Annotated in this window: 21 protein-coding genes; 12 read left to right on the plus strand and 9 right to left on the minus strand. The window is 61.1% G+C overall.

The features are described from left to right. Nucleotides 1-46: 46 nt before the first annotated feature. Together ACWBU6_RS17300 and ACWBU6_RS17305 are read right to left on the minus strand one after the other, a co-directional pair. A complete protein-coding gene (locus ACWBU6_RS17300; RefSeq protein WP_452644656.1) occupies nucleotides 47-1,120 on the minus strand; it encodes a diguanylate cyclase domain-containing protein in 1,074 nt (357 codons plus the stop codon). Nucleotides 1,121-1,139: 19 nt separating this feature from the next. Further along, entirely contained in the window at nucleotides 1,140-1,388 is a 249-nt protein-coding gene (locus ACWBU6_RS17305) for a hypothetical protein (protein ID WP_452644657.1), read from the minus strand. 335 nt (nucleotides 1,389-1,723) lie between these two features. Here ACWBU6_RS17305 and ACWBU6_RS17310 point away from each other — a divergent pair, with 335 nt between their 5' ends. After that, a complete protein-coding gene (locus tag ACWBU6_RS17310) occupies nucleotides 1,724-1,948 on the plus strand; it encodes a hypothetical protein (RefSeq protein WP_452644658.1) in 225 nt (74 codons plus the stop codon). A 275-nt stretch (nucleotides 1,949-2,223) separates the two neighbouring features. After that, the gene (locus tag ACWBU6_RS17315) at nucleotides 2,224-2,433 is read left to right on the plus strand and encodes a cold-shock protein (protein ID WP_452644659.1); all 210 of its coding nucleotides are present in this window, start codon (nucleotides 2,224-2,226) and stop codon (nucleotides 2,431-2,433) included. 406 nt (nucleotides 2,434-2,839) lie between these two features. Here the strand turns inward: ACWBU6_RS17315 and ACWBU6_RS17320 are convergent, their stop codons facing one another. The 3 genes from ACWBU6_RS17320 to ACWBU6_RS17330 form a co-directional block, all read right to left on the minus strand. Continuing rightward, nucleotides 2,840-4,024 carry a DesA family fatty acid desaturase gene (locus tag ACWBU6_RS17320; RefSeq protein WP_452644660.1) on the minus strand — a complete coding sequence of 395 codons (1,185 nt, stop codon included), beginning with the start codon at nucleotides 4,022-4,024 and terminating at the stop codon, nucleotides 2,840-2,842. A gap of 26 nt (nucleotides 4,025-4,050) precedes the next feature. Further along, the gene (locus ACWBU6_RS17325) at nucleotides 4,051-4,689 is read right to left on the minus strand and encodes a hypothetical protein (RefSeq protein ID WP_452644661.1); all 639 of its coding nucleotides are present in this window, start codon (nucleotides 4,687-4,689) and stop codon (nucleotides 4,051-4,053) included. A gap of 350 nt (nucleotides 4,690-5,039) precedes the next feature. After that, nucleotides 5,040-5,357, minus strand: a complete 318-nt coding sequence (locus ACWBU6_RS17330) for a hypothetical protein (RefSeq protein WP_452644662.1) — start codon at nucleotides 5,355-5,357, stop codon at nucleotides 5,040-5,042. A 492-nt stretch (nucleotides 5,358-5,849) separates the two neighbouring features. Between ACWBU6_RS17330 and ACWBU6_RS17335 the strand changes: the two genes are divergently transcribed. Further along, on the plus strand, nucleotides 5,850-6,380 hold the full coding sequence (locus tag ACWBU6_RS17335) for a hypothetical protein (protein WP_452644663.1): 531 nt from the start codon (nucleotides 5,850-5,852) through the stop codon (nucleotides 6,378-6,380). Between the two features lie 196 nt (nucleotides 6,381-6,576). Here ACWBU6_RS17335 and ACWBU6_RS17340 read toward each other — a convergent pair whose 3' ends face one another. Beyond that, the gene (locus ACWBU6_RS17340; protein ID WP_452644664.1) at nucleotides 6,577-7,878 is read right to left on the minus strand and encodes a cation:proton antiporter; all 1,302 of its coding nucleotides are present in this window, start codon (nucleotides 7,876-7,878) and stop codon (nucleotides 6,577-6,579) included. Nucleotides 7,879-8,088: 210 nt separating this feature from the next. Here ACWBU6_RS17340 and ACWBU6_RS17345 point away from each other — a divergent pair, with 210 nt between their 5' ends. Further along, a complete protein-coding gene (locus ACWBU6_RS17345; RefSeq protein ID WP_452644665.1) occupies nucleotides 8,089-8,358 on the plus strand; it encodes a hypothetical protein in 270 nt (89 codons plus the stop codon). A gap of 127 nt (nucleotides 8,359-8,485) precedes the next feature. Continuing rightward, nucleotides 8,486-8,782 carry a transcriptional regulator gene (locus tag ACWBU6_RS17350; RefSeq protein ID WP_452644666.1) on the plus strand — a complete coding sequence of 99 codons (297 nt, stop codon included), beginning with the start codon at nucleotides 8,486-8,488 and terminating at the stop codon, nucleotides 8,780-8,782. A gap of 456 nt (nucleotides 8,783-9,238) precedes the next feature. Here the strand turns inward: ACWBU6_RS17350 and ACWBU6_RS17355 are convergent, their stop codons facing one another. Further along, nucleotides 9,239-9,448 carry an ATP-binding protein gene (locus tag ACWBU6_RS17355; RefSeq protein ID WP_452644667.1) on the minus strand — a complete coding sequence of 70 codons (210 nt, stop codon included), beginning with the start codon at nucleotides 9,446-9,448 and terminating at the stop codon, nucleotides 9,239-9,241. 107 nt (nucleotides 9,449-9,555) lie between these two features. Continuing rightward, nucleotides 9,556-10,071 (minus strand): DAHL domain-containing protein, encoded by a 516-nt coding sequence (locus ACWBU6_RS17360; RefSeq protein ID WP_452649577.1) that lies wholly within the window; start codon nucleotides 10,069-10,071, stop codon nucleotides 9,556-9,558. Nucleotides 10,072-10,434: 363 nt separating this feature from the next. Here ACWBU6_RS17360 and ACWBU6_RS17365 point away from each other — a divergent pair, with 363 nt between their 5' ends. The 7 genes from ACWBU6_RS17365 to ACWBU6_RS17395 are packed head-to-tail and all read left to right on the plus strand — an operon-like array spanning nucleotide 10,435 to nucleotide 24,386. After that, on the plus strand, nucleotides 10,435-11,988 hold the full coding sequence (locus ACWBU6_RS17365; protein WP_452644668.1) for a TolC family protein: 1,554 nt from the start codon (nucleotides 10,435-10,437) through the stop codon (nucleotides 11,986-11,988). Continuing rightward, a complete protein-coding gene (locus tag ACWBU6_RS17370; protein ID WP_452644669.1) occupies nucleotides 11,985-12,755 on the plus strand; it encodes an efflux RND transporter periplasmic adaptor subunit in 771 nt (256 codons plus the stop codon). The genes ACWBU6_RS17365 and ACWBU6_RS17370 overlap by 4 nt, the downstream gene beginning before the upstream one ends. Nucleotides 12,756-12,787: 32 nt before the next feature. After that, a complete protein-coding gene (locus ACWBU6_RS17375; RefSeq protein ID WP_452644670.1) occupies nucleotides 12,788-13,624 on the plus strand; it encodes a phage tail protein in 837 nt (278 codons plus the stop codon). A 41-nt stretch (nucleotides 13,625-13,665) separates the two neighbouring features. Next, nucleotides 13,666-14,649, plus strand: coding sequence for a tetratricopeptide repeat protein (locus ACWBU6_RS17380; RefSeq protein ID WP_452644671.1), 984 nt, complete (start codon nucleotides 13,666-13,668; stop codon nucleotides 14,647-14,649). A gap of 45 nt (nucleotides 14,650-14,694) precedes the next feature. Continuing rightward, entirely contained in the window at nucleotides 14,695-20,919 is a 6,225-nt protein-coding gene (locus ACWBU6_RS17385; RefSeq protein WP_452644672.1) for an Ig-like domain-containing protein, read from the plus strand. Continuing rightward, nucleotides 20,916-22,274, plus strand: a complete 1,359-nt coding sequence (locus ACWBU6_RS17390) for an efflux RND transporter periplasmic adaptor subunit (RefSeq protein ID WP_452644673.1) — start codon at nucleotides 20,916-20,918, stop codon at nucleotides 22,272-22,274. The genes ACWBU6_RS17385 and ACWBU6_RS17390 overlap by 4 nt, the downstream gene beginning before the upstream one ends. 9 nt (nucleotides 22,275-22,283) lie before the next feature. Beyond that, on the plus strand, nucleotides 22,284-24,386 hold the full coding sequence (locus ACWBU6_RS17395; protein ID WP_452644674.1) for an HlyD family efflux transporter periplasmic adaptor subunit: 2,103 nt from the start codon (nucleotides 22,284-22,286) through the stop codon (nucleotides 24,384-24,386). Between the two features lie 47 nt (nucleotides 24,387-24,433). Here ACWBU6_RS17395 and ACWBU6_RS17400 read toward each other — a convergent pair whose 3' ends face one another. Beyond that, a complete protein-coding gene (locus tag ACWBU6_RS17400; protein WP_452644675.1) occupies nucleotides 24,434-25,468 on the minus strand; it encodes a mechanosensitive ion channel family protein in 1,035 nt (344 codons plus the stop codon). Between the last annotated feature and the right edge of the window lie 55 nt (nucleotides 25,469-25,523).

A 25,523-nucleotide genomic window follows, 5' to 3' on the forward strand; every position in this document is an offset into this window, starting at 1 on the left:
ATGGTTGCCATGACGCGGCGAAGTGTCGCCGCTGGAAGCCTTTGATTCAGTGCAGGCGGCTCCGCTTTTGCGCGTACATTTGTTCGTCTGCCAGGAGGACGTAGTGCGACAGCGTATTCTCGGCACTGGAATCGACCAGCACGACACCGGCGCTGATCGCAACGCAATACGGCCGCTCCTGCATCAAGTTGAAGGCGCGCAGATTGGCTTCAATACGGGCCAGGATGACCTCTGGCTGCTCGTCGTCCAGTGTATACGCGACAAATTCGTCGCCGCCAAGGCGTGCCACAACATCGGCATGACGAAACGACTGGCGGAACACAAGCGCTGCATCCCGGATCATGCCATCTCCGGCCTCATGACCCAGCTCATCGTTCACGCGCTTCAGGCCATCAATGTCGGCGAAGATCACGGCGCTCTTTGTGCGCTTGCGCCGCGCCAGCTTATAGATCTGTTCGGCCTGCAGGAAGAAGCCGCGCCGGTTGTATAGCCCCGTCAGCACGTCGGTCAGCGACAGCATCCGCATCTCGCTCACCGCCTCGTCCCTTTGCTTCAGTTCTTCGGCATGGGCCACTGACGTGTCAGCAATCTTCTGGCGCTGCTCGCGCAGAAGCTGCTCGAGTGAAGTCTGCGACTCGATTTTTCCCAGCGCTGCCCCAGCCAGCTGCAGAATGTATGAGAGTGCGCGTTTGTAGGCATCCTGCGTCGCTGAATCCACGTCATGATCCCAGCTGACTGCGAGTACCACCGCTGCGGCGTGCGCCGGCACGGCCAGCACCATCTGGCGCGCCCCTCCGTATTCAAGCTGCTGTTCGGCGTTGCGCTGCGCATCCACGCCGGCTACCGCGTCGGCAGTCATGCGCACGGCGGCGCGGTAGAGCGGATGGCCGGTACCTGCCGAATGCACAATACCGTGGCTGTCGAACTCAACGAGATCCATCCGATCGCTGCGCAGGAGCAGCAAGGCCGAGTCGAACCGCACCATTTCCGCCAGCGCGCGGCCGATCAGTGCCAACGAACCTTGCGCCTCGTCTGTCTGCAGCAGGTCGCGCGCCAATGTCAACAGTATGCGCAACTGGGCCGGCCCGAGCTGCCGCGTTTCCACCCGATGCTTTCTCATAGTGCGCCTCCCTATCGTGCTAGTCCTCTGCCGTGTCGGGCGTCGGCGAGGCGGAGGATGGCGTGATAGCCTCCGAGACCATCTGATCGGTACTGGGTGCCCGACGCAACAAAGGCATGTCAAGCACTCGCGCAATCACGCCCGGGGGAACGCGCCTGTATTCCATGTACTTCTGCGCCAGCGCCCGGTTGCGCACCGACTGGATGTTGACACCGCGCGCCACCGCCTTCGCGGTACCGGTGTCGGAGCGTCTTTGGCGTTCGTTCATTTCCGTCCCAGTTCGCTATGTTCGTTGATGCTTCATGGCGTCAGATTCCCCAGCCGCAAGGCGTTCTTTGCGTAGTGCGATCGGCCCGCCGCCGCTAACACCGTGCGGTAGCCCGAGCAAAGAAAGTTCCGGTCCAGCATTTCCATGCTGCTTCTCCTGATTTGCAGCCCTGCACTGAGTGTATGCCTATTCCCACGCACGCGTCGGCCTTCTTTCCTGGCCCGTATTGCCAACACCCGGCTCCGGGCCAGCCCACGATATGAAATCCCGATGGCCCGAGCATGCAGGACGTGCTACCGTCGTAGCTTGGAACTCTTCTTCTATGGGAGGAAATCATGGATAGCACCTGCGCCGACCGCCGGCTCGATCAAGTCCAGTTTCGCCATTTGCAGCACGCGCTCGACCTGCTGCGCACCCACGGCTGGCGCTATGCCGTCGTGTACTTGCGCAACCACCGGATCGCCGAATCCACGCTCCAGCGCGTGCTGTTTGGTGAATGGCAGCGCCATCGCGTATCGGACAACAAACTCATCATCCGGCAAAACGTCGCTGCCGGCTAAGCGCCTGCCCGACCATTCGGCACCGCTCGTCCCACAATGCCTCGGAGGCCGGGTTTTCGCCAGCAATCTGAGCGGCGTTCTGTAGAAATCGCTAGGGGTTCGCCGGAAAGGCATGTATATTAGCTTTACCGCGTTTCAAGCACTGCTAAAGAATTGCCGGTCTCGTACCTGTCTCGCCAACGCTGGCGACTCCCGTCTGATTCCCTCATTTGTTGACCCTGCTCGTTGCCGCGTATCGCCGGAAACGGCCGACCTACATCTTTCGAGGTACTATCATGACTATGCATACCGGAATCGTAAAATGGTTCAACGAAGCCAAAGGCTTCGGCTTCATCACCCCGGACTCAGGCGGACCAGACCTGTTCGTCCACTTCCAGGACATTCAGGCTACTGGTTTCAAATCGCTCGCCGAGAACCAGCGCGTCTCGTTCGAGCGCAGCCCGAGTCCCAAAGGCGAGAAGGCCACCAACGTCTGCCCTTCCTGACATCCGCAAGCCGAGGACTTGGCGCCCCCTCGTCTCGCCGGCTGGCGCAATGGTCCAGACCGCCCGATAAACCAAGCGCCAGCTCGAATGGCAATCTTGAAGAAGTCGAAGTCAAGGTGGGTTTCTGGAACGCGACTGCGGCGACACACCCGAGCGTGCCCGCATTGCCGTTTGCTTTCGACCGCGCGTGTGCTGGACCTTCAACCTTTTTTCCCACCAGCCATAGTCTGACAAGGTTTCCTTTGCCACTTCCACGCATCGCAGATAATCGGGAGAGGCCTTGGAGCATGGTGGGACCGGTGGTTCGATGCCCTGGGCCAGGCAATAGCGCACTGCGTCCTCCAGGTCTCCTTCGTTGAGCAATTCCCGGCACGCAGTCGAGTGTGTCAGTGCAAGGTTCATCTCGCTATCCAAAGCTCGCCAAATGCCTGGCAAAGCGCTGAAGGGGACGCGGACCGGAACGCTCAGCATTCACGCACCACGCCTGCAGGCCTGTCAAAAGCTCGTCCTGCGTTGCCGGCGAACGCTCCCATACCTTCTCCAGCGCCTGCCGCGCCATATGCATGGCATGGAGCCGGGCACTGTGCCCTATCACCTGCTCCAGCTCCGCCCTTTGCGCCTCCGTGAGCCGCCAGGGTGCATGGCGCAACAGACGCTTCGCCTGGATCAAGCTTGCATGCGGTACATGCCTCGCCAGGCCTGTGCGTTCAGCCCGGAATACATCCAGCGTCAGGACTGTCAGCTCGCGCGTCAATACCGCACGATTGCCCAGTACCAGCTTCAAAGTCGCCAAGGTCGGCACGAACTGTCCTGCGCAGCGCATCATGCGCTGTGGAGGGCACCGGAGCGATGCCAGCCGCAACCAGCGCAGTATGCTGATGTAGGTCCAGCCGATATCCAGTTCGAACCAGCGCACCGAAAACTTGGCCGAAGTGGGGAAAGTGTGATGGTTATTGTGCAGTTCCTCCCCGCCGATCAGCAGGCCAAACGGAACGATGTTGGTTGCAGCTTCCTTACAGTCGTAGTTGCGGTAGCCGGCAAAGTGCCCCAAGCCGTTCACAACACCGGCGGCCAGGAACGGAATCCACATCATCTGGCAAGCCCACAGCGTCAAGCCCGGCACCCCAAACAAGCCCAGTTCGATCAGCAACAGCAAACCCACGCCTTGCCATGTGTACCGGCCATAAATCCGCCGTTCCAGCCAATCTGCCGGTGCACCACGGCCGTAGCGGTCGACCAAAGCAGGGGCTCCTGTCGCGCGGCGGTACAGTTCGGCTCCGCGCCACAAGACCTGATTGATACCGAGCACGACCGGGCTGTGCGGATCCTTCGCCGTTTCGCAATGGGCGTGATGGCACCGATGCACCGCCACCCATTCCCGCGTCACCATTCCCGTCGTCAGCCACAGCCAGAAGCGGAAGCAATGTGCCACGATCGGGTGCAGTTGCAGGGAACGATGGGTCTGGCACCGATGCAGGTAGAGCGTTACCGTGACGATCGTCACATGCGTGCTCACCAGACCGAACAGCAATAGTTGCCACCAGCTTAACGCAAGCAGACCTTCAGCCGCCCACTGCAAATACTTCTCCATACTTGCGCTCCTTCCCGATCCTGGGCCTACAAGCTCGGATGGCTGGCGGCAAACGCGATCGCGTCACACAGCTGGTCATACCTGTAAGCGCCATAGAGAAAATGCCCTTCGACATAGGCGATGCCATGCAGTCTCATCACGCATTCTTCTTCTTCGCTTGGTTGATATGTAGCCGCCCAGCTCGGTTGGAACCCATCGTCGCGCAAAAAGCCTGCTTTGGCATATTCTGCGACTGCATATTCCAAGGCATCCCGGAAGACATCATAGTGGTGCTGTCGAAATGCGTACCGCCTCCCATCGAACGAGATCTCATATTGTGCCGCCAGGATTTCATCCGATTCCTGGTGCGCACTGGTGTCGCGCGTGCTTTCCATGACCTGTCCCCCTAACCTGTCCCTGTCCCCATTCATTCCGAGAATCTGACGCCGGGCTTTTGACATCGCATCGGTATTGGCGTCTTCCTGCGACTCGAATGCATCATCCGGAAAGACAATCGACCGCATCATCTTTTCCGGCCATTGAAGGCGGGTGCATTCCGATGATGTTGGCAAATGTTTGAGTATGGCGGTCGAGGCGTATTTCAGTGAGCCATCCTGACATCGGAACTCAGCACACCTGAGCAGGATATTCCACCCCTGGAACCACGTTGTTGAATGTTGGCGCATGGCGCACTCCTTCGCTCGTGTTCGGGGATAGGCTCGGGAAGGTGGCGACAACGAGCACGCCCGCCGTCCCGGCGCTGCACGTCAACGGCGTGCCAGACGCAAGTGCAATACCAGTTCACGACGATTATGGGCTGTGACACGATTGCGCTGCCACGCTGCAATGCTGAGGAAGACCGGCACAAACTCCGATGTTGGCTGGGTACCTGCTACCCCACTATACGCGCACAAGCCACATTAGCCTAATGAATTCGGCGTCGTGCGCAAGCGCTATCGCACGGCAGCCTCAATGCCGTCGTGCGTGCAGCGCAATGCCGATCCATCTCACACAGCGGAAGGCGGTGAACGAGCCCTTACGGCGTTGAATGCTTCATCGCTTCTGCCTCACGCGCAGCAGTGCGCTCTTCGCGCGCGGAGGTTGGATCGCCGCCGTTGTCGACCTGCCCGGCAGCGCGTTCCGCATCGCCGTGCGCGCTTTCGGCTTCTCCCCTCCCGCCAGGATTCTCGGTAGCGGGCGGCTCCAGCATATCCTGCACCATGGCGCGCAGCTCTTCAGCGTCGGGCGGCAAACCGCGCCTTTTCCGCATGTGGATATAGTGTTGAATTTCAGATTCCTGTTCGGCACTCAGAGGCAGGCCGCGGAAGGAGAATTCCGGTCCGTTATCTTTCATGACGGTTCTCCCGATTGTTGACTCATACTGAGTGTACGCCTAAATCTACGCGCGCATCGGCCTGCTGCAGTAATCGCTTGAGCCAGCCTCGACACACTGGAACGATGTCAAGGCTTATCGTGCGCCCGCTTAACCACCGGCGACTAGACTCACTGAAAGACCGACTTTGTCCGGTCGAAAACGGAACACCGGTTGGATAGAAGTTCTGTAGAGCATTGCTCAATCGCCAATAGTCAACTGGCTTAGCCCGCAACTGCGGGCACTTTTCCAACATGCACCGCACCTATCGTGGCAAATCGGCGAATCTGATGCGCTACCGCGCATCTGCTCGCACCATGTTTTCGCCAGCCATGTGCAGGCGCATTCCCACCTCGAAAGAAGCCAAGGCCTTCAAGCGGCAATGAGCGGTTCGGCGTACACTGAAACCACTGCTTCCTTTGCTACTGGCAGTTTAGGGACAGCGTATCAGAGATAACATACACGGGTATGGGCATGGCAAACTATCGCTACTATTGGCGCGCAGTAGGCACGTTTGGCTCGGGACCAAGTTCCATCTGGTTCAATGGGCGCAACTACCTATATCGGGGCTACGCATACGATAACTTTATCGATGCCTACAATTATGCGCAGCTCATGCTAATGCATCCTTCTCGCGCGCCGCCTGCCGCACTGACGTTGCTCGCAGGGCGGGTTCTGCCCCCTTCTGCCGACGAGTTTCAATCAATGCAGCGATTCGGGATCGAGTTCGTTGCAGGACATTACTTCTATGGCGTCTATCGTTACGATTGCCTGAAAGACGCCTGCGCCTTCGCAGCCCTTGCGCCCGGCCATGAAGTTTGTCGGCGCAACCTGCAGGTCGCGCACGCCGCGCATCACTTGAATCGTCTTCAAGAGCGCCACATGGTTGATGGGAGAAGTCAAGCCATGCAAGTCCGACCCGGCGGGAGAATCGGGCACTACGATATCTTTCCTGAAAATGGCCCCACCTTCCTCCGGTTCAGGCGCAGCCCGCTGAAAGCATGAACACCCCTAAGCCGGGGCCCATACCTCGTCGAGTGCTTCATAGCATCCGCCTCAGCGGCGGCAGTGCGTTCTTCGCACGCGGCGATCGGTTCGCCACCGTTTGCGGCCTGCCCAGCAGCGCGTTCCGCAACGCCGTGGGCACTTTCGGCTCCATATCCATTTCCCCTGCACGGAGGGCGCACCCGGAATTCCAAGCTCATTTCATTACACGCCGCTCATACCAGCTCATTAACGATGGCACCGTGATCCCATGGAACAGAATCGAGGCGACCACAGTCGCCAAGGTCAGACGCACCAACGCAGGCGCGAATTCCGCGGCGACGCCGTGGTTCAGTGCAAACATCAGGTAGTAAATCGAGCCAATCCCCCGGATGCCAAGCCAGCCGACCAGGACTTGTCTATACGGAGGACTGGCGGCGCCGATCATTCCGAACACCACCGAAGCCGGGCGCACCACAACGAACAGTGCCGGAACAAACCACCACAGGTCCATCGGGCTTCCGATAGCGGGTAACATGATGCCAATCATCATGACCATGCCGAGTTCGGCAATCCGTTCAAGCTGCTCATTGAAGCCAAGGACGGCCCGTGTCATGACACCACCGGCGTGGTGCGAATGGATGGCTGGATCCACAACGACGCGCTCGTGCGCACCGGGAATATGGGACAGTGGAGCGGTTCCCGCCAACGGAAAGTTGCGTGCCCGCCGCAACGCAAGTCCCGCGAAAAAAACCGACAAGAAGCCCGATGCCATACAGCTTTGTGCCGCGCCAAATGAAACGGCAATCACGCCTAGGGAGAGAAATTCATCCATGCCAATCGCACTTTGGTGCCTGGTGCGCAGATGGATGACCAGCTTCCCAAGCAACGCGCCGACCAGCGCACCGATCAGAACGCCACCGACTGTCGACCACACCACATCCACCACCCACCAGGACCACCCCCAATCGCCCAGGTCGTGCAATTGCAGAAGCCCTAGCCCCAACAACACCAACGGAAAGGCCGTTCCATCATTGAGCGCACCTTCTCCTGCAAGACTAAAGCGCAGGGGATTATGCCCCTCCCCTGGCCTTGACTGGATCGCCGAAGCCAATACCGGGTCAGTTGGTGCTAGGATTCCCCCGAGAAGAACCGCCACGCCAAGTGGCATCCCCAGCCCATAGACCGCAATCGCGGCAACCATCCCTACCGTGACCAACATCGACAGGAAGGCAAGCCGATACGGTGCGATCCATCGGCGGTCAGAGATAGGAAGCTCCAGTTTCAACCCAACAGAGAACAGGGAGATTAGCAGCGCAGCCTCTGCGACCAGCTCCAGTGATGGGGCATGTGCGATGGGGTCAAGCTCAATAACGCCGAAGCCGTATGGACTGAGCAAGACGCCGAGCCCCAGGTAAATCATCGCCCCACTGAGCGGCAAGCGCGCAACCAGCGTACCGATCAGCATCATCGCGATCAAGATCAGCCCGCCCAACAATACCCACGTTGCCATTGCCATCGTACCCTCCAGCGGAGCTTGCGCGCGCATCGCCCGTTCTCCCCGGTTCGGCCACTCCCCAGTCATCACACTCCGGGACGAGTCATTCAAATGGGCCATTCCTGGCTATACTGAAATGGCGGGTGCGGGCGCTGGGCTTGCACCATACTCCGATCCGGCCGCCTTTGCCAGCGCGCCGCTGACCACCAACCCTGGCTTCTGGAGGAATCGATGGAATGCATGCTTCAGTGGAAAGCCTCCTATCGCCGGTCAGATGGCAGCACCGGCCTGGTCTTCATCGGCTTGCCTGGCGAACCACTGTGTCCGGACTTGATGGATTCTATTCTTCGCTGGGATACAGATCACGAATTCCTTCGAATTGACGCGCCGCCGGAAACCGATCGGTTTGCACAAGCGATTGCGTTCTTTGAACTGAATCACATCACCAACATGCGTGTGAGGTCGCTCGATGATCAGATAGATGCTTCGTCGGACGCCTAGTGCACCGCCAACTGCGGCGCCGCTACTACGCGCCATGACGGTACAGGCTGGGCAGTGCGACCTGAGCCGACATGCCGCTTCGCTTAGGCATATACTGAAGGCGCAGCAACACTTTGGGGGAGGATGTATGGAACTGCTCGAAGCACAAGACATTGCCGAGTTTACGAAGATCTTACGCAGGAATCACTTGATCCGGGCCGACTTTTCTCTCAGCACTACGGACACAACGGATCCCAAGACCGATGAAGTGCCCGCATTGCAGGGCGAATTGACAGTGCGACGTAAATCGACGGGGCAATCCAAGCAATACCTGATCAGTGACAGCACCTCATGGCTCGACCTGTTCCGCAATGACATCAAAGGCGGAGCATTTGTTGCCCAGGACTCTTTGCAAGTGCGCTATCCGACAAGGCGGCCGCACTAAGAACAGGCATATACCGTAGGCTACTGCATGCCGCAGGCATCCCAGCTTCCAGTGCCCTGCGTGGCAAGTGACATGGTCCCGGACTTGGCGAGAACCGCCGGGTAGTAGAGCGTACCTACGACCGGGCCGATCATGGAAACCTCTTCCCTTGCTTCCGGCGATATCACAACCGGCTCGGTGAATTTGAAACACTATCAACTTCGCCGCTGAAGTGGAGCCGGCATGTTATAGGAAAGCCTGGGTTTGGCCTAATTGCGCACGGACCCGCTGCCCAGACTTCCTATCTGAATAAAGGCCAGTATTTCAGTTACCAACAGTCGCAGAGCGCACTTATGGCAAGACGCAGCCTTGCATTGCCACAATGATAGGCGGTATTGAATCCAGCATGCCCGCGCCGAACCCGGATTAGAGCTATGTATCGTAAGCTAAAGCTGGCGCTGAGGCAGTCTGCCCCATCTAGTGCCGCCCACCTCCTGGCGTAACGGAAGCATCACCCGGAACACACTGCCCCCCCCAAGCGTCGATGCAACTTCGATGGCTACGCACAATACCGTATGAGACGGACAGTTCCAAGCCTGTTCCTTCTCCGATTGGCTTGGTGGTAAAGAACGGGTCGAAAATGCGTGGCATATCGTCCGGCGCGATGCCGCGACCAGTGTTGGCCACTTCAACCCATGCCCGCTTGTCGGCGCTGCCACTGCGAATGGTGATTACGCCGGGGGGAGAGGAAGTGGCTTAGGCGGCATTGACAAGTAGATTGAGGAACACCTGGTTCAGTTCAGATTGGCGGCATTGCACCAACTATGGTAGGTGGCCAGAAGCGCAGCGGCCTGGTCAAGTTCAGCGGTGACTGGCACCGCGTCAAACTCTTGCAATATGTCCCTCACCGCCCGGTATTCACGCCCGACCGTCCGCACGTGGGCCAGGAAGATGGCAAGACGCTGCTGTGCGGACGCGGACAATGCCGCCCCAGCCGCCTTCAGCTGTGAAACACCTGCCTCGATCTCTTTTTCTTCGTTCACGTCACCGTTGACAGTAAATTCCAAACTATCCAGGAGCAGCTCGCGGCCAATTTCGCGAGTCGTGGGCGCCAGCAGCTTCTCCAGGTCATCGTGCGCCTGCGCCCAAGGAGTTCGAGCTGGCCGTCGGCGACCGTATCGTAGTTGAGCAGTGATCCAACGCGGGCACGGTAGATGTCGCGCTCCAAGTCCGCGCCAAATTGCCTTAGCTGGCGCTGCAACGACTGGCGCGCTCAGGGGTCCGTTGCCCCATTGAAGCGCACCACGGATCCCGACTTTGTTTGACGCGAGTGTGCCAAAAAAAAACTGGCGCTACACGTGGCCCTGAATTTTCAAATCAGATCAACATCTCGACAATCGCTGATAATCATTTTTAGAAATCAAAAGGAAGCATATTTTCACCTTTCTATTTAATACTCTCCAATAATCACGTATTGGATTATAAAAGTTTTATTTTCTTGCCTCCTGCCTCTCTCGAGAGTCGCAGAAATCCTACACTTTCGACTGACGCGCTGGGAGAAGTTTCTTTTATCGGAAGCAAATCCAAAATCCATGTAATGTAATCCCATACGCCGACAAGCAACCCTGGCTCCATCCGACAACCTGGCACCATTAACCCGAGAAATCAAATTAATGCGCTCCGTCGAAAACAAACTTCAGAATAAATACCTTCCCTTAAATAAAGTCGCACTCGGTGTCGCTAACCTGCTGCTCCTTTCAGGCTGCTCGACACTGAACGTCGACAGCGCCAGGCTGACGCTGCCGGAAGTGCGCGCCGCCCTGCAGGAGGACAAAACTGCCCTGACCAGCGGCGTCGAACCGCTGAACGGCCCGCTAACCTTGGACAACGCCATCGCCCGCGCCATCAAGTACAACGCTGAGCGCCGTTTGCGCGCCATGGAACAAGCAGTGGCGCAGGACAGCTTTGAAGCCGGGAAGTACGATATGCTGCCCAAGCTGGTAGCCGCGGCGGGCTACCGCGACCGCAACAACGACCTGATCACCCGCAGCACCGATTCGGTCACCGGTGCGCCGTCGCTGGCCCACCCGTATATCTCCTCCGAGCGACAGGTACTCAATACCGAGATTGGCATCTCCTGGAGCCTGCTCGACTTCGGCCAAAGCTACTACGCCGCGCGCCAGAACGCCGATCGCGTGTTGATCGCCGCCGAGCGTCATCGTAAGGCACTGAACAACCTGGCGCAGGATGTTCGCTCGGCCTACTGGCGCGTGGTGGCGGCGCAAAAGCTGTTGCCGCAGCTGCGCGCGACTATCGCCGATTCCGAGGCGGCGCTCAAGGATGCACGTAAGGCTGAGGACGACCGCATCCGCTCTCCGCTGGAACCGCTGCGTTACCAACGCCAATTGCTGGAAAACCTGCGCCTGTTGGAAACCATCGAACAGGAACTGTCGACCGGTAAGGTCGAGTTGGCCTCCTTGGCCCACTTGCCGCTCACGGCTGACTACACCGTAGTCGAGCCTGCCAATGAAGTCAGCACCGCCTGGCTGGATCAAGCGGTCGACCGTATGGAAGAATATGCGCTGTTGCGCAATCCCGACCTGCGCGAAGGCATCTACAACGCCCGCATCGCACAGCAGGAAACCCGGCGTGCAATGTTGCGTATCTTCCCCGGCCTGTCGTTCAACTATGGCGTCAAGCACAGTAACGACGACTACCTGATACACAAGACCTGGCATGAGGCAGGCGCGCAGATCTCGTTCAACCTGCTGGGCCTGCTCTCGGCCCCAGCTCAGATGCGTCTGGCAGATGATGGCGTTGCGCTGGCCAGCCAGCGCCGCATGGCGACGCAAATGGCGGTGCTGAGCCAGCTGCACATCGCCCGCCTGCAATATGCCAACACAATCCGCCAATATGAGCGCGCAGACACCATTGCCGGTGTCGACCACCGCATTGCGCAGCACATCGCCAACCAGGCCGAAGTCCAGAAGCAATCGGCGCTGGACCGCATTTCGCAGCAAAGCAGCGCCGTGCTGTCGCAGCTGCGCCGTTACCAGGCGCTATCCAACGCCCAGGCCGCTGCCTCGCGCCTGCAGGCGACACTGGGCATGGAGCCGGCAATCGCCGGCGCCGCCACCATGCCATTGGACCAGTTGACCGCCGCCGTCGGCCAGTCGCTGCAACGCTGGAACCAGGGCCAGTTGCCACCGCTTGAGGAAAGTAAATGAACGCTGTACGCGCTGCCCTGCCCAATCTGCTGGTACTCGCGCTGCCCCTGCTGAGCGCCCAGGCAGCAGCGCCGCCAGCGGCCAGCGCCACACTGGACAGTCGTGAGATCCGTGCCCAGCTGATGCCACGCCGCTATACCACACTGGCTGCCGAGATCGGCGCCAAGATCAATCGCTTGCCGCTGGCCGAAGGCGCATCCTTCAAGCAGGGCCAGTTGCTGGTCCAGTTCGACTGCTCGCTGCAGCAGGCCCAGCAGGCCAAGGCCCAGGCGGCGCTGATGGCGGCCGACACCAACTGGAAGGGCAACCAGAAGCTGGCGCAACTGAACTCGGTCGGACAGGTCGAGCTGGACGTGTCCAAGGCGGAAGTGCTCAAAGCCCAGGCGGAAGTGGCGGCCGCCCGCACGCTGCTGGGCAAGTGCCAGATCAGCGCGCCGTTTGCCGGCCGCATCGCCGAACAAAAGACCCGTGAGCAGCAGTACGTGCAGCCCGGCCAGCCATTGATGGAGATACTCGACGATAGCGGGCTGGAACTGGAATTCATTGTGCCGTCGCGCTGGCTCATCTGGGTGCGCAGCGGCAGCGCCTTCCAGGTCAACATCGATGAAACCGGCAAGACCTACCCTGCCAAGGTCCAGCGCATCGGCGCCAGGGTGGACCCGATCAGCCAGTCGGTCAAATTGACGGCAGTGATCGATGGCCGTTACGGCGAGCTGATCGCCGGCATGAGCGGCAAAGTGCTGATGACGCCGCCAGCGCAGAAGTGATTTTTTACCACAGCGAACAGAAAGGGGATCTAATGAAGCCGCGTTCTCACCGCATCACCCGTTGCCTCACCCTGGCTGCGAGCTTGGCTGCTGCCGCTGGCTGGAACAGCACGGCCTATGCCTGCTCGTCGGAACCTTATTTGTCGGCAGTCTGCATCATGGCTTGGAACAGTAATGACTTCCGCGATTTTATGCCAGCCGCCGGTCAGCTGATCAACGTCTCGCAAAACGCCGCGTTGTTCGCCCTGCTTGGCACTACCTATGGCGGCAACGGCCAGAGCAATTTCGCCCTGCCCGACCTGCGCGGCCGCGTCGTGGTAGGCGCGGGCACCGGCACCGACGGCATTACCTACAACGTCGGCCAGTTCGGTGGCGCTGCCAATACCACCCTGACGTCGGCACAAATGCCTAGCCACGTCCATACCGCCGGCGCAGTGAGCCTGAACGGCGTCGTGGTGGCGCTCGACCTGAGCAAAGTCACCGGCGCCACCGCCGCGCTGGGCAGCGCGACATTCACGGCAAACACCAGCGCGCTGACGCTGAAGGCGGTCAATGCCAATGGAACAGTCGCCGCCCCTACCGGTGCTTCACTGGCGATTGCGGCCGCCCCTGCCGGCCGTATTTACGCGACCGCCGCGCCTAATGTCGACATGGCGGCTGGCACCTTCGGCGGCAGCATCGCAGTGAGCTCCACCAGCACGGTTCCCGTTACCCTGCCGGCATCGGCCAGCGCCACGCTGAGCGGCTCCGCGCCCGGCAGCGGCAACACCGGACCGGCCGGCGGCAGCACGCCGTTCAGCAACATGCAACCTTACCTGGCGATGAATTACTTTATTGCCGTGCAGGGCGTTTTCCCTAGCCGTAACTAAAGCGATGCGGCCGCTCCGCAGGGAGCGGCCTTTGGAACGATATGCAGTCCATATGGATCTTTTTCCTGCTGCTGGCCGCCACGCTGTTGCCGCCGCCTGCAGCTGCCAAAACGGCAGCCGACTATGCCAAGCCGCTGCGTTCCGCCTATGCCTTGCTGGACAAGGGCGACTATGCGCACGCCTACCCGGCTTTCCGGCGCCACAGCGGCAAGAATCCACTGGCTCAGTTCACGCTCGGCCTGTTCCACCAGGTTGGCTGGGGCCGCCCTGTCGACCAGGATGCCGCCTGTGCCTGGTTTGCCAAGGCTGCCAAGGGCAAGATTCCGACCGCCCAGCACTACGCCGGCGACTGCCTGATGCGGTCGCCCGATGCGCCTGGGCACGCGCGTGCCGCCCTGGCCAATTATCTGGCCGCTGCCGAGGGCGGTCACAAGATCTCCCTGTGTTCGGCCGCCGAGTTCTACATCCGTGGCCGGTACGTGGCCCAGGATGTGGCGCGCGGCCTGAATCTCTGCAGCGAGGCCGCGATGGCCAATTCGCCGCCGGCCATGCTGTTGCTGGCCAATTATCTGCAGAACGATCCCGCCGTTTCGCGCGATCTTTCCGGTGCGCGCCACTGGTACCAACTAGCCGCCGGGCATGGCGTGCCGGAGGCACGGTATCAACTGGCCATCATGCAGTCCCAGGGTGACGGTGGCCCTGTCGATAGCAGCGCGGCGCTGGCCAACATGGAAGCCCTGGCCGCCGCCGGCTATGCTCCTGCCTACCTCCCTGCCGCCGTCCTGTATGCCCATCAGCCGGTGCAAGCCGATACCGGCGGGCCCAGTGCAGAAAACCTGGCCAAGGTCTACCTGTGGGCCAGCGCGGCCAAAGCTCGGCTTGCCGACCCGGGTCCAGCTGAAAAACTGCTGGCCAGTGTGCTGGCCGTCATGCCGGCCGAATGGCTCCCCGAACTGGATCGGAAAGTCGCCGACCATCTAGCCAAATTTGCCTCTCGCGCCACCGGCGCGCCCCCTGGAGTCTGACTTGACGCCCCGCCCTGAAGGTCGGGATTTCTCGGAGCACATCTGATGAACCATCCTTACTTCCCTGCCGATAAGCGCCGCCATACGCTGCGCCGTAGTTCCCAACTGCTGCCGCTGGAGCAGCGCTTCATGTTCGATGGGGCCGTTGCCGATGCAACGCATACCGCCCAAGCGCATGAAGTACCGCCGGCTCCGCCCGCAGTCACGGTGCGAGCGGCCGAACCGGCCAAGGATGGCGGCAAGAAGGAAGTGGCGATCGTCGACACCTCACTGGCCGGTTACAAGACGCTGGAAGCCGGCGTGCGCGCCGGCGTCGGCATCGTCGAATTCGATGGCAGCAAGGACGGCCTGGCGCAGATCGCGCAATGGGCTGCCACCCAAAGCAATTACGACGCGATTCACATCCTGTCGCACGGTGCGCAAGGCGTGGTGAACCTCGGCACCATGCACCTGAGCGAGAGCGCGCTGGCGTCGGCCCGGACCCGGCAGGACCTGGCGCAACTGGGCAAGGCGCTGACCAGCGACGGCGACCTGATGTTATACGGCTGCGATGTCGGCGCTGGTGCGCAAGGCACTGCACTGCTGCATGGCCTGGCACGTGCGACCGGCGCCGATGTCGCGGCCTCGACCGACGCTAGCGGCGCCGCCGCCAAGGGTGGCAACTGGACGCTGGAAGCAAATAGCGGCAAGATCGACACCCGGGCGCTGGGCATCGGCGATTACCAGGACTTGCTGACGGTGGTCACCATCACCAGCAGCGACGCCGACTATTCGAACTATCAGTTCACCAAGAGCGTCAATGGCGTGACCTTTACCTTTACCGGCGACCCTAACGCCGGGCTTGGCATGGATTCCACCTTCAGTGGGATGGATGGATTGTTTGCATACGATTCCACGACCGCGAACGGCGTCAAGCTGACCATCACCGCCCAGTCTGGTTATATGTTCGACCTCAGCGGCCTTGATGTCGGTACCTATTCGACAAACGGCATCACCATCCAATATACCGATGCCAGCAACAATACCGGCTCGGTATCACCGGCCGTGGCAAACGGAAGCTGGCAAACCCTCTCAGGTCTGGGCAGCACGGTCAAGAACGTTGTCAGCATCGTGCTTACTGCGGATGACTTTACCGATTTCCAGAATTTTGATTTCATTAACATCACAACGATCGCGCCGGCCGCCGTGGTCAATAGCGCCTCGCTGTCGTCCGATACCGGCACCAGCAACAGCGACTTCATCACCAACGTCGCCGGCCAGACGATTACCGGTACGCTGAGCAGCGCGCTGGGCACGGGTGAAAAGGTGCAGGTCTCTTACGACAATGGCAATACCTGGAGCGATGCGACCGGCTATACGGTCGGCTCCAGCAGCTGGAGCACCAGCACCACCCTATCCGGCAGCAATACCTTCCAAGCTCGCGTCACCAATGCCCTTGCCTCCAGCACCGCCTACTCGCACACTTACACGCTGGACACTACAGCGCCCAGCACCGTCTTCAGCAATACGGCGCTGTCGTCCGATACCGGGGACAGCAACACCGACTTCATCACCAACAGCGCCAGCCAGACCATCAGCGCCACCCTCAGCAGCACGCTGGGCGCGGGCGAAGTACTCAAGGGTTCGCTGGACGGTGGCAGCACCTGGACCGATATCACCGCAAAGGTCTCCGGTACCACGCTGACGTGGAACGGCGCCACGCTGGGCAGCGGCAGCAATACGCTGATGCTGAAGGTGACCGACGCCGCCGGCAATGACAGCAGCGTCTACAGCAGGAACTACACGCTGGATACCTCCGCGCCGTCCACCAGCATCAGCAGCATCGGCTTCTCCAGCGACAGCGGCAGCTCCGCCAGCGACTTCATCACCAACGTCGCGGCCCAAACCATCAGTGGCACGCTGTCGGCCAACCTGCAATCGGGCGAGACGGTGTACGTCTCCATGGACAACGGGGCCACCTGGACCGCCGCCGCCGCGACGGTCGGCACGAACACCTGGTCGCTGTCCGGCGTCACGCTCACCGGCAGCAATACCATGCGCATCAGGGTTTCCGACACTGCCGGAAACGGCGGCACCGTACGCACACAGGCCTATATCTACGACTCCACGGCGCCAGCGACCAGCTTCAGCGGCTTGGCATTCTCGAACGACAGCGGCATCGCCGGCGACTTCACCACCAACGCCGCGAGCCAGACCATCAGTGCCACCTTGAGCGGCGGCCTGGCGGCGGGCGAAATCTTATACGGCTCGCTCGATGGCGGCGCCACTTGGTCGGACATCACCAGCCAGGTCAGCGGCACCACACTGAGCTGGACTGGCGTTACTTTAGCCGGTAGCAACACCCTGCAGTTGAAGGTTGTCGACGCAGCCGGCAACCAGGGGGCAATCAGCAGCCAGGCGTATGCGCTGGACACCTCCGCTCCCGCCGGGCCGTCCACGCCAGTGCTGGTCAACGATAGCGGTCTCTCCGGCAGCGACCTGGTCACCAATGACAATACCCCTACTTTCACTGGAAGCGCGGAAAGTGGCAGCACGGTCAAGATCTACGATGGCGCTACCCTGCTGGGCAGCGTGACCGCCACTGGCGGTGTCTGGAGCTACACCTCCAGCACGCTCGCCGACGGCAACCATAACATCTCCGCGACAGCCACTGACGTTGCCGGTAATGTCTCGGCTTCCTCGAGTGCCATTGCGGTGACAATAGACACTGCAGCTCCCGTGGTCAATTCGGTATCCGTGCCGGCGAACGGAACCTACTACTCCGGCAATACAATGGACTTCACGGTCAACTTCAGCGAAGCCGTATACGTGGACTCCAGTGGTGGTACTCCCCGCATCGCGCTAGTGATAGGCGTCAGCACGCGCTACGCCAATTACGTTTCGGGTTCCGGCACCAGCGCGCTGGTATTCCGCTACAGTGTTGTCAATGGCGACAGCGACAGCGATGGCATCACGATTGGTGCCTTGACATCCAACGGCGGCACACTGTCCGACCTGGCAGGCAATATCGGCGTCAACACGCTTAACAGTGTCGGCAGCACGGCTGCTGTGCTGGTCGACGGCTCGCAGCCTAGTGTCACGAACATCAGTTCGAGCACCGCTGACGGCGCCTACCGTGCCGGCAGCACCATCACCATCACCGTCGATTTCAGCGGCGCCGTCAACGTCGACACCACCGGCGGCACACCAACCATGGCACTCAGTTCCGGCGGCACTGCTACCTATAGCGGCGGCAGCGGAACCAGCACCCTGACCTTCAGTTATACCGTGGGTGCGGGAGAAAATAGCGCTGATCTCGATTACATCAGCAGCAGCGCCCTAGCGCTTAACGGCGCGGTCATCATCGATGCGGGTGGAAGCGGCCAGAATGCTTCGTTGACGCTGGCCGCTCCAGGCGCTGCCGGTTCGCTCGGTGCCAACAAAAACATCGGTATCGACACCATTGCGCCTGCGATCACTAGCAGCACGGCCAGCTTCTCGGCCGACACCGGCATTTCCAGCGCTGACCTGATCACCAACGTGGCGGCGCAGAACATCAGCGGTACGCTCACCGGCAACTTGTCCGCCGGGGACAGCGTGCAGGTTTCACTGGACAACGGTAGCACCTGGACTGCGGCTACCGCAGCAGGCAGCAGTTGGTCGCTGGCAGCACCCGTCACCCTCACCGCCAGCAATACTTTGCAAGTGCGCGTCGTTGATAGCGCGGGCAACATCGGCAACGCCGCGTCCTATGCCTATGCCTTGGACACCTCTGCCCCTACTACCTCGTTCAGCAATATCGCCCTCTCCAACGACAGCGGCATCAGCAATAGCGACCTGATCACGAGCGTCAGCGCGCAAACCATCAGCGCAAATCTGGGCGGCGCGATGGCGAGCGGTGATCGGCTGTTTGGCTCGCTGGACAACGGCACCACCTGGACCGACATCACCGCCAAAGTCAGCGGCACTACGCTGAACTGGGATGGCGTCACCCTCGCCGGCAGCAATGTTTTGCAGCTGCGGATGGTCGATGCTGCGGGCAACGATGGCGCTATCACCAGCAAGGCCTATGTCCTCGACACCACAGCGCCAACCAACACGATTGCCAGCGCTTCCTTCTCCAACGATAGCGGTAGCAGCGCTAGCGATTTCATCACCAACGTGGCGGCGCAAACCGTCAGCGGAACGCAGTCCGCCAACCTGGCGGCAGGCGAAACCGTTTACGTCTCACTGGATAATGGGGCCAGCTGGCAAGCTGCCACAGCCAGCGTTGGCCAGAATAGCTGGTCGCTCGTTGGCACGACGCTCAGTGCCAGCAACACCCTGCTGGTGAAAGTCAGCGACATCTCCGGTAACGCTGGCCCGGTTTACTCGCAAGCCTACGTTTACGACGCCGCAGCACCTGCAATTACTGGCAGCACGGTCAGCTTCTCGGCCGATACCGGCATTTCCAGTACAGACCTGGTCACCAGCGTGACGACGCAAAACATCAGCGGTACCCTGCCTGCCAATCTGGCGGCAGGTGAAACTGTCTACGTCTCGCTGGACAATGGCGCCAGCTGGCACGCTGCCACAGCTGGCGTTGGCCAGAATAGCTGGTCGCTCGGCGGCCAGACGCTCGGTGGCAGCAATACCCTGCTAGTGAAAGTCGGCGACATAGCCGGCAATGAAAGCGCGATGCATGCGCAGGCTTACGCGTACGACACGACGGCGCCCGTTACGCCGTCCGCAGACACGCTGTTCAGTAGTGCATTGACGCCGGTACTGTCAGGCAGCGCCACGCTCGCAAACGGAGAAATGCTGACAGTCACTGTCGGCGGTGCACAGTACGCTGTCAGCGCCATTGCTGGCCACTGGACCCTGGACCTGTCCAGCGCCACGCCTGTCAGCGGAAGCCTGGCGCTTACTGCCAACAGTAGCTACGACATCATCGCCACTGCGATCGACCTGGCCGGCAACAGCAGCAGTGGCACTGGCCGCTTGACCATCAGCTCCATGCCACTGGTGACTGGCGTCAAGCTGTCGGATGACAGTGGCATCAGTAACAGCGATTTCATCACCAACATCGCTGCACAGACCGTTAGCGGCACCTTGTCTGAACCACTCGGCGACGGCCAAAAGGTGGAAGTGTCAGTGGACGGCGGCAGCACCTGGAGTCCGGCGACCGCCAGCGGCGAGACCTGGAGTGCCAATGTGACGCTCAGTGGCAGCAACACCTTGATGGCGCGCGTGGCCAGCGTCAACGGCAGCGGGAGCGGAACGCCACTACAGCAAGCATACGTGCTGGACACCACCGCACCAACTGCCATACCAACGCTCATCTCGATGAGCGCCAACGGTAACATCGACGGCGCGCTGTCGGCCCCCTTGAGTGCAGGTGAAACGCTGCTTGCTTCGTTGGATGGTGGAAGCAGCTGGTCCGCCATTGACGCCAATGGCCGAGCCTGGTCGTTGACCAGCAATGGCGCAGCCAGTGTACAAGTGGCCGTGCGCGATAGTGCGGGCAATCGCAGCGCCACGCTGGTGCTCAACACCACGCTTCCGCCCCCCATTCCATTGCCTGCAACCCCAATTGCGCCCGCTATCGCTCCCGCTACACCGTTCGCCGCCGTTCCCGAAGACCAGCCGGGGCGGGATCGCCCGGACATAACGGCGCCCCTGGTGTTGCCGCTGACCAGCGTGGGCGGCGACGTCGCCACGGGTTGGCCGGACGCCGCGCCTAAAGCAATGCTGGACATTCTGCCGGCTGCCGTCAACCTGCCACCGGTTCCAGGGTACGATCCGGGCCGTCAGGTAAGGGCCTTGACCGATGTACAAGGATCGGCCGGTGTCACTTTCCAGATCGTCACATTGCCGGAACTGCCGGCTGGCGACATATTGGTCGCATACCGGCCTATCCCGGACATCAGCAGCGCTAGTGGTCAACGCATCTCCGTGCAGGTGAGCAGAGACGCCTTTGCCCATTCCAGCAAAAACGCAAGTGTCGAGCTGAGCGCGCAATCGGCAGATGGTTCGCCGCTACCGGGCTGGATCAAGTTTGATGGCCGCACCGGGCGCTTCGAAGGCACGCCGCCGCAGTTCTTTGAAGGCACGCTGAGCTTCAAGGTGACAGCACGCGACAACCAAGGACACGTCGCAACACAGGTGTTCAAGATTGTCGTTTCAAAGGATGGCCAAGCCGGTAAGCGCAGTGAATCGCATGCAGAACCGGCCGGACGCTCCAGCCTGGGTGAACAGCTGCGCGCCGCGCGCAGCGCGGGCACGGCCCGTCTGATGGTGCTGTCAACATGAACGACGGCGCACTGCAGAACCCCTTGCTGCTCCTGCTGGAACTGGCCCAGGGAGCACGCGCCGCGGCGAGTGCCAACGAGCTGGCCTTCCTGGCGGTTAACGACAGCCGTGCTCTGGCGCCTTATCGCCAGGCTGCACTATGGTTCCAGTCCAGCGGCGTGCATACATTATCCGGCGTGGTCACGGTGGAAGCCAACGCGCCCTATGCGCAGTGGCTGGACCAGCTATGCCGCACGCTCGCCGAACAGCACAAGATGCCGACGCCGTTCGACGTCGATCCAGCCCAGCTCCCACCTGCCATCAAAGCCGAATGGGACGAATGGCTGCCGGCGCATGCTACCTGGCTGCCGCTGCCTGGCCTGCCCAATCCAGGCGGCCTGCTCCTGGCTGGTGATGCCGCCCTGCCGCCCCATCAACTCGCGCTGTTGAGCGAATGGATAGATATCTGGCAGCATGCCTGGCGTGCCGCGCATCCGCCGCCGCGCTGGTCGCTGGCGCGCATGCCGACGCTGCTGCGCAACTGGTGGCGTGGCGGTGCGCATGACAAGCGCTGGCGTCGCCGGCTGGCGACCATTACCGTGCTCCTGGCCGTGCTGCTGCTTCCGGTTCGGCTGACGGTACTCGCGCCGGGTGAACTGGTGCCGGCCAATCCGGCCACCATACGCGCGCCGCTCGATGGCGTGATCGCCGCATTCTCGGTACGTCCGAACCAGGTGGTGGCGGCTGGCCAGCCGCTGTTCTCGTTCGACCAGGCCCCTATTGGAAGCCGGCTGGATGTTGCGCGCGAGGCGCTGGCCACCGCGCAGGCAGAGTACCGCCAGAACGCCCAGCTGATGCTCAACGATCCGCGCGCCCGCGGCCAGTTGGCCGGCGCGCTCGGCAAGGTCGCGGAGAAGCAGGCGCAGGCCACCTTCCTTGAAGGCCAGGAGCAGCGTTCGCGGGTGCTTGCACCGAAGGCCGGTATCGTCTTGTTCGACGATCCATCCGAATGGATAGGCCGTCCGGTTCAAACCGGCGAACGCATCATGCAGGTGGCGGCGCCGGATGATATTGAGATCGAAGCCTGGGTGCCCATTGGCGACGCCATACCCTTAGCTGAAAACGCCCCACTGCAGCTCTACTTGGCCACGACGCCATTATCGCCACTTGGCGGTACGCTTCGCTACATGAGCCACCGCGCCGTGGCGCGTCCGGACGGAACCTACGCCTATCGTGTGCGCGCCAGGCTGGACGCCACTTCCGGCCAACGCATCGGCCTCAAAGGCACAGCCAAGCTGGGTGGAGAGCGTGTCCCGCTGATCTACTGGATGCTGCGCCGGCCGTTGGCCAGCATTCGCCAGTTCATCGCACTATAGGGGCGGACCATGTCGTTACGCCTGCCCCCCCTGCGCCAGGAACTATCGATCGCGGTCGGGCCGCGTCTGGCCGACGGCCAGCCCAGCTGGACGTTGCACGACCCGGTGCGCAACCTGTTCTTCCAACTGGACTGGCCCAGCTTTGAAATGCTGAGCCGCTGGGGCCTGCAAGAGCCGCAAGCCTTGCTCGAACAGATCAACCGCGATACCACCTTGCAGCTGGAAGCCGGGGACCTCGAACGCCTGTTGACCTTCCTCGGAAATCAGCAGCTTCTGCAGCCAGCGCGCGGCGCGGCTACGGAGTTGGCCGCCATGCGTGACCACCAGCGCGGGAGTTGGCACGAATGGCTGCTGCATAACTACCTGTTCTTCCGCATCCCGTTGGTCAAGCCGGATCGCTGGTTGGACAACATCACACCGCAGTTGGCTTTTCTTTTCTCGCCGCTGTTTCGTTGGTTGACGCTGGCCGCAGGCTTGTTCGGCCTGGCCGGCGCCTACCGCGAGTGGGACCGCTTTACCGCCACGCTGTTGGACACCCTGAGCTGGCAAGGTGCGCTTCTGTATGGCTGCGCCGTTACCTTCGCAAAGGTATGCCACGAACTTGGACACGCACTGACGGCCAAACGTTACGGCTGCCGCGTGCCGACGATGGGCGTTGCCTTCCTGGTCATGTGGCCGGTGGCCTACACCGACACCAACGAAGTATGGAAATTGCCTCGCCGTGGACAGCGCCTGGCTGTCGCCGGTGCCGGCATCGTGACGGAACTGACGATCGCCGCATGGGCCACCCTGGCATGGGTGTGGTTGCCGGATGGAGCACCGAAACAAGTAGCCTTCCTGCTCTCCACTACCACCTGGATTTCGACCCTGGCCATCAACGCCAGCCCATTCATGCGCTTCGACGGCTATTTCCTGCTGTCGGATTACCTTGGCATACCCAATCTACACCACCGGGCATTTGCGTTGGCACGCTGGGATCTGCGCGAGCGCCTGTTCGCGCTGGGCGAACCGGTTCCCGAAACCTTCTCGCCGCGCCTGCAGAGAGGGCTGATTCTGTTTGCCTGGCTGGTGTGGATTTACCGCCTGGTGGTGTTCTTCGGGATTGCCGTGCTTGTTTATCATTTCTTCATTAAGGCCGTGGGCATTCTTCTGTTCCTGGTGGAGATCAGCTGGTTCGTGGCGCTGCCAGTTTGGCGGGAGCTGCAGGCATGGCGCACACGCTGGCGCGTCCTGCGCCATAGCCGCCGCGCCAGACGCAGTGCGGTCATCTTCGGGCTAATGGCAGCCCTGTTCCTCATACCATGGCCGAACCGCGTGCAGACTTCAGGGTTGTTGCAACCGAGCCAGCGCCTGGCGCTGTATGCACCGCGAAACGCAGCCATCGAGGCGCTACCGGTAAAAAATGGAGAACAAGTCATGGCAGGCATGCCGCTGCTACGTTTGTCCACGCCAGAACTGGCGCTGCGCGAAGTTGAGACCAGTGCACGCCAGGATACGTTGTCCTGGCAGTCAGCAGCGGCAGGCCTCGACTCGGCAAGTCGCAAGGACTGGCAGATTCTGCATGACCAGCTGGTTTATGCCAATGCGGAAAGCGCGACTGTCAGCGCAGACCTGCAGCGCTACCGTCCGGTGGCGCCAAATGCCGGCGTGCTGGTCGATATCGACCCCGACCTGCGCCCTGGCGACTGGCTGAAGGGCCAGGAGTATCTGGGATCGCTGGTGGCGCCAGGACGCTGGCAAGTTGTCACCTATGTCGACGAAGAGTCCGTGCGACGCATTGCCAAGGGCGATCGTGCGCTGTTCATTGCCGAAGGGATGTCCGGGCCGATAGTGCAGCTGAGCGTGTCCAGCATTGACCGCGATGCCAGCCGTACGTTGGGCGAGCCAGAGTTGGCCGCCCTGTTTGGTGGCGACGTTCTGGTGCGGGAGAAGAACGGCGCGCTGTACCCTGAGCAAGCGGTGTACCGCGTGCTGCTCGATGCGGATGCCAAGCTGCCGCCAACGAGTCCGGAATGGCGCGGCCATGTTGCCATTGCCGGACAATGGGAAACGCCTGCCCTGCGCTTTCTGCGCACCGCAGCCTCCGTCGCTTGGCGCGAGGCGGGCTTTTGATTGGGCCTAGCCCGGTCTTGCCGGGACCAAGGCGAACACGCGTTGTGCTAGCGAGCAGCATTTGCGATGCGTGGTTGCGGGACTACCCCATCTGACGCATCAGCAGCCGGCGGTGGCATCATCAGCCGCATGGGAACCGCCAGCTCAATGCCCCGCGCAGCCAATGCGCCTACCACCCGCAGGTAGATCGCTTGCTGGGTGTCCATGAATACGAAATAGTCGGGCGACTTAATCCAATACACGGTTTCGAAATCAAACGACCACTCGCCCAGGCCAGAGAAATGCGAACGCTCAAAAGTCGCCGTTTCCTCCTGGGTCAGCACGGCCTCTTTCAATATCTGCGGGATCTCCCGCAACTGCTCTTCGCTGGTCCCCTGGCGCACCCGCAGAATGAAGGCGGCGCGGCGCATCTGCATGCGCGTCTGGTTCAGGATGCGTGCCTTCAGGATATCGCCATTGGAGAAGATGATCTGATCGCCGCCCAAGCCACGCAGGCGCGTGGTCTTCAAGCCAATGTATTCGACGCTGCCCATCTTGTCGTCCACGATGATGAAGTCGCCCACCACGAAGGGCTTGTCGAGCACGATCGAGAGCGACGCAAACAGGTCGCCCAGGATATTCTGCACCGCCAGCGCCACCGCAATGCCGCTGATGCCCAGGCTGGCCACGAGCGTGGTGATGTTAAAGCCCAGATTGTCCAGCACCATGAGGGTGAAAACGATCCAGACAGCCATGCGCAACACAAAGTCGATGATCGCGGCAGAGGTAGCAGAAGCGCCATTCTCATTGCGGGCACGGTAATGACCCCGCCACGAGCGTATCAGGCTGTCGCCCCAGACAGCGCCCTGGAACAGCAGCGTGGTGGCAGTGATGCGCCACATCCACGTCTGTTGTTTCGGCGGCAGGTCCAATATCTGGCAGCCCAGCCATGCACCGCCCACCACGATAGTCAGCAGCCACGTCTTGCGCAGCGCCCGCACCAGCCAGTCGTCGATGGCCGTATGGGTACGATCGGCGATCACCGCCAGCCGCCGCACGGCCAGGCATTTCACCAGGTACAGGACCACGACCGCCGCAGTCATGACAACCGCCGCCGTCCCCCATTCTTCAACTGAGTTTCCCAGAAAGGAATAACGC

It is taken from the genome of Pseudoduganella sp. HUAS MS19, from assembly GCF_053615455.1.

Excerpts from the sequence above, each read along its gene's own strand:
- ACWBU6_RS17380 (WP_452644671.1), top strand. The coding sequence starts at position 13,666 with ATGCAGTCCATATGGATCTTTTTCCTGCTGCTGGCCGCCACGCTGTTG.
- ACWBU6_RS17325 (WP_452644661.1), bottom strand. The coding sequence starts at position 4,689 with ATGCGCCAACATTCAACAACGTGGTTCCAGGGGTGGAATATCCTGCTC.
- ACWBU6_RS17365 (WP_452644668.1), top strand. The coding sequence starts at position 10,435 with ATGCGCTCCGTCGAAAACAAACTTCAGAATAAATACCTTCCCTTAAAT.
- ACWBU6_RS17375 (WP_452644670.1), top strand. The coding sequence starts at position 12,788 with ATGAAGCCGCGTTCTCACCGCATCACCCGTTGCCTCACCCTGGCTGCG.
- ACWBU6_RS17390 (WP_452644673.1), top strand. The coding sequence starts at position 20,916 with ATGAACGACGGCGCACTGCAGAACCCCTTGCTGCTCCTGCTGGAACTG.
- ACWBU6_RS17300 (WP_452644656.1), bottom strand. The coding sequence starts at position 1,120 with ATGAGAAAGCATCGGGTGGAAACGCGGCAGCTCGGGCCGGCCCAGTTG.
- ACWBU6_RS17310 (WP_452644658.1), top strand. The coding sequence starts at position 1,724 with ATGGATAGCACCTGCGCCGACCGCCGGCTCGATCAAGTCCAGTTTCGC.
- ACWBU6_RS17395 (WP_452644674.1), top strand. The coding sequence starts at position 22,284 with ATGTCGTTACGCCTGCCCCCCCTGCGCCAGGAACTATCGATCGCGGTC.
- ACWBU6_RS17385 (WP_452644672.1), top strand. The coding sequence starts at position 14,695 with ATGAACCATCCTTACTTCCCTGCCGATAAGCGCCGCCATACGCTGCGC.
- ACWBU6_RS17340 (WP_452644664.1), bottom strand. The coding sequence starts at position 7,878 with ATGGCAATGGCAACGTGGGTATTGTTGGGCGGGCTGATCTTGATCGCG.
- ACWBU6_RS17400 (WP_452644675.1), bottom strand. The coding sequence starts at position 25,468 with ATGACTGCGGCGGTCGTGGTCCTGTACCTGGTGAAATGCCTGGCCGTG.
- ACWBU6_RS17345 (WP_452644665.1), top strand. The coding sequence starts at position 8,089 with ATGGAATGCATGCTTCAGTGGAAAGCCTCCTATCGCCGGTCAGATGGC.
- ACWBU6_RS17320 (WP_452644660.1), bottom strand. The coding sequence starts at position 4,024 with ATGGAGAAGTATTTGCAGTGGGCGGCTGAAGGTCTGCTTGCGTTAAGC.
- ACWBU6_RS17315 (WP_452644659.1), top strand. The coding sequence starts at position 2,224 with ATGACTATGCATACCGGAATCGTAAAATGGTTCAACGAAGCCAAAGGC.
- ACWBU6_RS17370 (WP_452644669.1), top strand. The coding sequence starts at position 11,985 with ATGAACGCTGTACGCGCTGCCCTGCCCAATCTGCTGGTACTCGCGCTG.
- ACWBU6_RS17350 (WP_452644666.1), top strand. The coding sequence starts at position 8,486 with ATGGAACTGCTCGAAGCACAAGACATTGCCGAGTTTACGAAGATCTTA.
- ACWBU6_RS17305 (WP_452644657.1), bottom strand. The coding sequence starts at position 1,388 with ATGAACGAACGCCAAAGACGCTCCGACACCGGTACCGCGAAGGCGGTG.
- ACWBU6_RS17335 (WP_452644663.1), top strand. The coding sequence starts at position 5,850 with ATGGCAAACTATCGCTACTATTGGCGCGCAGTAGGCACGTTTGGCTCG.
- ACWBU6_RS17330 (WP_452644662.1), bottom strand. The coding sequence starts at position 5,357 with ATGAAAGATAACGGACCGGAATTCTCCTTCCGCGGCCTGCCTCTGAGT.